This window comes from Francisella sp. 19S2-4, assembly GCF_036281795.1.
Lineage (GTDB): Bacteria > Pseudomonadota > Gammaproteobacteria > Francisellales > Francisellaceae > Francisella.
On the sequence record NZ_JAWUZH010000074.1, the window covers coordinates 1 to 5,181 of the forward strand.

Sequence of the window (5,181 nt, forward strand, 5' to 3'; positions counted from 1 at the left end):
CCAGAAACGAAAAAGCCCCGCTTTTTAGGGCGAGGCTTTCAAATTGTGCTCTGACGTTGAGTCTTTTATATTCGAAAAAGATGGCGACTACCTACTTTCACCTGGGCAATGCCAGACTATCATCGGCGTATTGTAGTTTCACTTCTGAGTTCGGAATGGGATCAGGTGGTTCCTACAAGCTATCATCGCCAAAACTGTGTTTTGGTTTATAAAGATATTTAACAATTCAGCATAGAAATAGACTTAAGTCTCTCGGATCATTAGTACTGGTAAGCTTCATACATTGCTGTACTTCCACACCCAGCCTATCAACGTCGTAGTCTCCAACGTTCCTTACTAGCAAAAGCTAGAGAGATCTAATCTTGAAGGAGGCTTCCCGCTTAGATGCTTTCAGCGGTTATCCCTTCCGAACGTAGCTACCCGGCAATGCTTCTGGCGAAACAACCGGAACACCAGTGGTTCGTTCACTCCGGTCCTCTCGTACTAGGAGCAACTCTTCTCAAATCTCTAACGCCCACGGCAGATAGGGACCGAACTGTCTCACGACGTTCTGAACCCAGCTCGCGTACCACTTTAAATGGCGAACAGCCATACCCTTGGGACCTGCTTCAGCCCCAGGATGTGATGAGCCGACATCGAGGTGCCAAACTCCTCCGTCGATATGAACTCTTGGGAGGAATCAGCCTGTTATCCCCGGAGTACCTTTTATCCGTTGAGCGATGGCCCTTCCATACGGGACCACCGGATCACTAAGACCTACTTTCGTACCTGCTCGAGCCGTCACTCTCGCAGTCAAGCGCACTTTTGCCTTTATACTCTAGGTATGATTTCCGACCATACCGAGTGCACCTTCGTACTCCTCCGTTACTCTTTAGGAGGAGACCGCCCCAGTCAAACTACCCACCATACACTGTCCTCGAATCTCTCCTGAGTTAGAACTCTAAATATTCAAGGGTGGTATTTCAAGGACGACTCCACAGCTACTAGCGTAACTGCTTCAAAGTCTCCCACCTATCCTACACATAAATATTCAAAGTCCAGTGCAAAGCTGTAGTAAAGGTTCACGGGGTCTTTCCGTCTAACCGCGGGTACACTGCATCTTCACAGCGATTTCAATTTCACTGAGTCTCTGGTGGAGACAGTGTGGCCGTCGTTACGCCATTCGTGCAGGTCGGAACTTACCCGACAAGGAATTTCGCTACCTTAGGACCGTTATAGTTACGGCCGCCGTTTACTGGGGCTTCGATCCAGAGCTTCGCTTGCGCTAACCCCTTCAATTAACCTTCCAGCACCGGGCAGGCGTCACACCCTATACTTCATCTTACGATTTAGCAGAGTGCTGTGTTTTTGATAAACAGTCGCAGCCACCTGGTATCTGCAACCCCCAACAGCTCAGAGAGCAAGTCTCATCACCATCAAGGGCACACCTTCTTCCAAAGTTACGGTGTCATTTTGCCTAGTTCCTTCACCAGAGTTATCTCATAGCCTTAGTATTCTCTACCTACCCACCAGTGTCGGTTTACAGTACGGTCGCTTATACAATATACTTAGAAGCTTTTCCTGGAAGCATGGTATCAATAGCTTCGTCAAACAAGTTTGACTTCGTCTCGTACCTCAGATCAACAAGATGCCGGATTTGCCTAGCACCTCTACCTACATACTTTCACCTGGACAACCATTCGCCAGGCCTACCTAACCTTCTCCGTCCCTCCTTCGTTCATATAAGCGGCACAGGAATATTAACCTGTTTCCCATCGACTTCACTCTTCAGCTACGCCTTAGGGGCCGGCTTACCCTACGTTGATTAACATTGCGTAGGAATCCTTGGGTTTTCGGCCAATAAGAATCTCACTTATTTTACGTTACTCATGTCAGCATTCGCACTTCTGATACCTCCAGCATGCTTCTCAACACACCTTCATCGGCTTACAGAACGCTCCCCTACCAATATATACTATATATTCCGCAACTTCGGTGCATAGCTTAGCCCCGTTAAATCTTACGTGCAGGCCGACTCGACCAGTGAGCTATTACGCTTTCTTTAAAGGGTGGCTGCTTCTAAGCCAACCTCCTGGCTGTCTGGGCCTTCCCACTTCGTTTCCCACTTAGCTATGACTTGGGGACCTTAGTTGGCGGTCTGGGCTGTTTCCCTTTCCACTACGGACCTTAGCACCCGCAGTGTGTCTCCCGTGATTGAACTTCATCGTATTCTGAGTTTGCATCGAGTCAGTAAGGTCGTAAAACCCCCATCGTCGAAACAGTGCTTTACCCCAATGAGTTATACACGAGGCACTACCTAAATAGTTTTCGGGGAGAACCAGCTATCTCCGTGCTTGATTAGCCTTTCACTCCGATCCACAGCTCATCCCATACTTTTGCAACAGTATTGGGTTCGGTCCTCCAGTTGGTATTACCCAACCTTCAACCTGGCCATGGATAGATCGCGCCGGTTTCGGGTCTACTCCTAGCGACTAGTCGCCCTATTAAGACTCGCTTTCGCTACGGATCCCTTATTCAGTTATCCTCGCCACTAAAAGTAACTCGCTGACCCATTATACAAAAGGTACGCAGTCACATTACTAAATAATGCTCCTACTGCTTGTATGCAAGCGGTTTCAGATTCTATTTCACTCCCTTTATAAGGGTTCTTTTCACCTTTCCCTCACGGTACTAGTTCACTATCGGTCATTCAGGAGTATTTAGCCTTGGAGGATGGTCCCCCCATATTCAGACAAGGTTTCACGTGCCCCGTCCTACTTGTTCGTATGCTTAGTTCCACTGTGATTATTTCGTATACGGGACTATCACCCTCTATCGTCAAGCTTCCCAACTTGTTCTACTATAATTACAGCTAAATCATACCAGGCTCTTCCCACTTCGCTCGCCACTACTATGGGAATCTCAATTGATTTCTCTTCCTAAGGGTACTTAGATGTTTCAGTTCCCCTCGTTCGCTCTACACTCTATATCGAGTGAGTACCTAACTTGTGTTAGGTGGGTTCCCCCATTCGGAAATCTCCGGGTCAAAGCTCATTTACCAGCTCGCCGAAGCTTATCGCAGATTAACACGTCCTTCATCGCCTCTGAATGCCAAGGCATCCACCGCTTGCACTTATTTTCTTAAGTCTATTTCTATACTAAATTGTTAAATATCTCTATCATCATGCAAATAAAATATTGGTGGAGCCAAGCGGGATCGAACCGCTGACCCCCTGCGTGCAAAGCAGGTGCTCTCCCAGCTGAGCTATGGCCCCAACTAAACCTAAAATGGTGGGTCTGAGTAGACTCGAACTACCGACCTCACCCTTATCAGGGGTGCGCTCTAACCAACTGAGCTACAGACCCGTATTTTATTTACACTAAAATATATTATCTACAAACACTAAGCTAAATCATTTAAATATGTAATTAGAGCTTATTCTTTTTTTCGTATTTCCGTTAAGGAGGTGATCCAGCCGCAGGTTCCCCTACGGCTACCTTGTTACGACTTCACCCCAGTCATGAATCACTCCGTGGTAAACGCCCATTCGTTAAGCTATCTACTTCTGGAGCAACCCACTCCCATGGTGTGACGGGCGGTGTGTACAAGACCCGGGAACGTATTCACCGCAGTATTCTGACCTGCGATTACTAGCGATTCCGACTTCATGCAGTCGAGTTGCAGACTGCAATCCGGACTAAGAGTACCTTTCTGAGTTTCGCTCCAGCTCGCACCTTCGCATCCCTCTGTAATACCCATTGTAGCACGTGTGTAGCCCTGGTCGTAAGGGCCATGATGACTTGACGTCGTCCCCACCTTCCTCCGCCTTGTCAGCGGCAGTCTCAATAGAGTACCCAACTTAATGATGGTAACTATCAATAGGGGTTGCGCTCGTTGCGGGACTTAACCCAACATTTCACAACACGAGCTGACGACAGCCGTGCAGCACCTGTCACTGCGTTCCCGAAGGCACCAATCTATCTCTAGAAAGTTCGCAGGATGTCAAGACCAGGTAAGGTTCTTCGCGTTGCATCGAATTAAACCACATGCTCCACCGCTTGTGCGGGTCCCCGTCAATTCCTTTGAGTTTTAGCCTTGCGGCCGTAGTCCCCAGGCGGAGTACTTAACGCGTTAGCTGCGCCACTAGATCCTTTACACCGAATCCAACAGCTAGTACTCATCGTTTACAGCGTGGACTACCAGGGTATCTAATCCTGTTTGATCCCCACGCTTTCGTCCCTCAGTGTCAGTATTGGTCCAGAATGTTGCCTTCGCCATTGGTGTTCCTTCTGATCTCTACGCATTTCACCGCTACACCAGAAATTCCCCATTCCTCTACCATACTCTAGTTTGCCAGTATCAAATGCAGTTCCAAGGTTGAGCCCTGGGCTTTCACATCTGACTTAACAAACCACCTACAGACCCTTTACGCCCAGTAATTCCGATTAACGCTCGGACCCCCCGTATTACCGCGGCTGCTGGCACGGAGTTAGCCGGTCCTTATTCTTTGGGTAACGTCCTTCTCATAAGCTATTAACCTATAAGCTTTCCTCCCCAACTAAAGTGCTTTACAACCCTAGAGCCTTCTTCACACACATGGCATTGCTGGATCAGGGTTTCCCCCATTGTCCAATATTCCCCACTGCTGCCTCCCGTAGGAGTTTGGGCCGTGTCTCAGTCCCAATGTGGCTGATCATCCTCTCAAATCAGCTATGGATCGTAGCCTTGGTGGGCCTTTACCCCGCCAACAAGCTAATCCAACGCAGGCTCATCCATCTGCGGCAGCACAAAGGCCACCTTTAATCCGCAGATATTATGCGGTATTAACAGTCGTTTCCAACTGGTATCCCCCACAGATGGGCAGATTCCTACGCGTTACTCACCCGTCCGCCACTCGTCAGCAAGAAGCAAGCTTCTCCTGTTACCGTTCGACTTGCATGTGTTAAGCATGCCACCAGCGTTCAATCTGAGCCAGGATCAAACTCTTCAGTTTAATTCTCAAATTCTGACTCTAACTACTGATACTCAAATTCTTTAACAAAGTGTTTGTATATAATATATCTATTAAATATCTTAGAAACCTTAGTCTCTTACCGTTAACATCACTCGTCAGCCGGTGAAGACATATAATACGCATCCTCTAACCAAAACGCAAGCACTTTTTTTAAAAATTTTAAACTTTTTACTCTTTTTTAATCCAA

At 47.7% G+C, this 5,181-nt stretch carries 2 tRNA genes and 3 rRNA genes; all 5 read right to left on the minus strand.

The features are described 5' to 3' along the window. Positions 1 to 78: 78 nt before the first annotated feature. The 5 genes from rrf to R8535_RS10580 all read right to left on the minus strand — a co-directional run bounded on the left by rrf (position 79) and on the right by R8535_RS10580 (position 4,973). Positions 79 to 193: ribosomal RNA gene (rrf, locus tag R8535_RS10560) — 5S ribosomal RNA — on the minus strand. A 46-nt stretch (positions 194 to 239) separates the two neighbouring features. Further along, a 23S ribosomal RNA gene (locus tag R8535_RS10565) occupies positions 240 to 3,126 on the minus strand. Positions 3,127 to 3,178: 52 nt separating this feature from the next. After that, a tRNA-Ala gene (locus tag R8535_RS10570) sits at positions 3,179 to 3,254 on the minus strand. Positions 3,255 to 3,268: 14 nt separating this feature from the next. Then, a tRNA-Ile gene (locus tag R8535_RS10575) sits at positions 3,269 to 3,345 on the minus strand. A gap of 94 nt (positions 3,346 to 3,439) precedes the next feature. Further along, positions 3,440 to 4,973 (minus strand): 16S ribosomal RNA (locus R8535_RS10580). Together the 16S, 23S and 5S rRNA genes with 2 tRNA genes alongside form the textbook arrangement of a ribosomal RNA operon. Positions 4,974 to 5,181: the final 208 nt, after the last annotated feature.